This is a genomic window from Oleiphilus sp. HI0067, assembly GCF_001635735.1.
This window is the reverse complement of the sequence record NZ_LWFI01000534.1, coordinates 1-2,613: the sequence shown is the minus strand read 5'-3', so window position 1 is coordinate 2,613 and position 2,613 is coordinate 1. Positions and strand designations below refer to the sequence as shown.

General features: G+C 44.5%; 2 protein-coding genes and 1 pseudogene. 2 read left to right on the top strand and 1 reads right to left on the bottom strand.

Annotation, left to right across the window (positions count from 1 at the left end):
* Positions 1 to 723: zinc ABC transporter substrate-binding protein (locus A3739_RS06260; protein ID WP_068500714.1), on the top strand; the 723-nt coding region annotated here is incomplete at its 5' end.
* Positions 724 to 1,151: 428 nt separating this feature from the next.
* Here the strand turns inward: A3739_RS06260 and A3739_RS06255 are convergent.
* The gene (locus A3739_RS06255) at positions 1,152 to 2,150 is read right to left on the bottom strand and encodes an NAD(P)-dependent oxidoreductase (protein ID WP_068482358.1); all 999 of its coding nucleotides are present in this window, start codon (positions 2,148 to 2,150) and stop codon (positions 1,152 to 1,154) included.
* 172 nt (positions 2,151 to 2,322) lie between these two features.
* On the opposite strand from A3739_RS06255, the pseudogene A3739_RS06250 reads away from it, so the two are divergent.
* Positions 2,323 to 2,613 (top strand): annotated as a pseudogene (locus tag A3739_RS06250) (hypothetical protein); the annotation flags it as partial.

The window sequence follows — 2,613 nt, the reverse complement described above, 5'->3', positions numbered from 1 at the left end:
CATGACGACCATGGACACGACAANCATGACGACCACGGACACGACAAGCATGACGACCACGGACACGACAAGCATGACGACCACGGACACGACAAGCATGACGACCACGGACACGACAAGCATGACGACCACGGACACGACAAGCATGATGATCACGGACATGACGACCATGGACATGATGAGCATGAAGGTCATCACCATGCCCATGACGGAGTAGACCCTCACGCATGGCTTGACCCTGTTAATGCGAAAAACTGGGTGACTGTGATTAAAGACACTCTTTCAAAAATGGATGCAGAAAACGCTGACAAATACGAAGCGAATGCTGAAAAGGCAATCGCAGGTCTGGATGAACTAATTGCAAACGCACAAGCACAAATTTCAGAACTGGGTGAACCAAAGTTTGTCGTCTTCCACGATGCCTATCAATACTTTGAAAAACGCTTCAATGTTCCAGCAACTGGATCCATTACACTTGGAGATGCCGAAGCACCAAGTCCAGCACGCATCAAAGAAATTAAAGATAAAGTCACGGAACTCAATGTGACCTGTGTCTTTGCAGAGCCTCAGTTTGACTCAGGCTTAGTGAGCAATGTATTCGAAGGCTCAGTGGTCACAACCATCGGCATTATGGACCCGCTTGGTAGCGCAATTGAAGAAGGCCCAGGCCATTACAATGCGCTGATCGAAGGAATGGTCAAAAGCTTGAGCGAGTGTAAATAACAAGCTCCGAACTCTACCAGCTAGCCCGTCAATCTGAATGAAGGGCTAGCTGGTCATTCCCCACCCAAATCCACTATCCAGTATTTCCTTCTTCCCATTTCTTTCGCCGCATTGTTTCAAGCATCAACTGTTGGTATTCCTTACGCTTTTCTTTATTCTTTAGCGCTCAATAATTCAGCAAAGCATCATGAGCACACACTGCCCGAAAGCTTCAGAACATTCGCTTAAACGCAATAAGTATTACTTTTGGTGTAGCTGCTCGAACTCGAGCACCCTGCCTTTTTGCAATGGCTCGCATGACGGTTCAAAAATCCGCCCGCTTGTCTTTCAAGTGGATCGCGATGAAGCAAAAACACTTTGCGGCTGTGGTAAAACCGCCACACCGCCCTACTGCGACGCGAGCGATCATAAAAACTAAATCGAACTATCTAAATCTTGTTTGACTGAGCTTTCCACCACGAAATAAATTCTTCGACTGAATCATGTGCTGTCTCCGTCGGCTGATAATGAAGTCTCATCTTTGCTTCGTCTATATTTAGCGTCATTGATTTACCCATCACTGAAACAGGCACAGGCAACAAGCCTGGCTCTTTTTTCACACGAAACAGCTTTTTAAGAAAAGCATTGCAACGCGCCAAAGTGAAAGCCAACTTAAACGGTACAGAAGGCCGCTTTGTTGACATTTCCATTGCAACAAAGAGTTGATCGATCACTTCCCAAAGCTTTTCTGGCTGCGCATTGCTGACATTATAAGCGCGACCCATTGCCTTACTTGGCGCGTCAAAACATTGCTCAATTAACACCAATAAATTCTGTATCGAAGTCATCGAAACGATATTATGACCATCGCCCACTTGCTTCAATAAGCCCTGCTTCTGCATGTTTAGCAATCTCGGAAAAATATTGTTATCGCCCGCCCCGATCACCATTCGTGGGCGCAATGATATGGTTTGAAAAGACTCCGAATGCGCAGCTTGAACCAAGACTTCAGCTTCGTATTTAGTGCGCGCATAATGATTTGAAAACTCAGCGGGAAGATAGTCCTCTTTTACATCGAGTTGATGCTCAAAATTTAAATAAATACTCGGCGATGAGATATTGATAAAACGCATCACACCATTTTTTTTCGCTGAATCCGCAAGCAATTGGGTCGATAGAACATTTGCCTGATAATAATCTTGGTAGTCTCCCCAAGTACCTGCCAAACCAGCACAATGAACGATCACATCGATATTTTTCGTTAGCTGATTGGTAAATTCTACATCGCTTAAATCACCAATTAAGCACTCTACTGCTTCTCCAGAAAACTGCTCGATTAAGGCTTGTGAACGGCCGGTTACCCGCACCTTGTATACCCCATTGTTTAGTAGATAAGAGGCTAACCTCCCTCCAATAAAACCAGAGGCACCAGTGATCAGAACATTCATAGCTATTACTCTTAATTATTGTTGGCTGAAGCAATGATCACAGCATTCACATTAAACTGCTCTCAATGAATCACTACGCTATTTTTACATAATTGATTCTGTTCTAGTGCTATTGGGATGGCTATTTTTTAGAATTACGGAATCGATATCACCGCCAACTAAGGCACGGCACTTGAAGCGAGTAATTATTAGCTGGAGTTCTGGAAAGGATTCAGCACTTACAATGCAACGAATGATTGAGTCAACTGAATATGAAGTTGTTGGTTTAGTTACGACGTACTCTGAAAGCAAATCGCTTGTGCCAATTCAAGCTACTCCCATCGAGTATGTGCGTCTTCAAGCCCAAGCAATGGAGCTCCCCCTACTCGAAATCAAGATGGCCGACCAAGTATCGAACGAAGTATACAAAAACACACTATTAGAGGGCTTAGCGAACTGGACCGTTCCATTCGATGCTATCGCA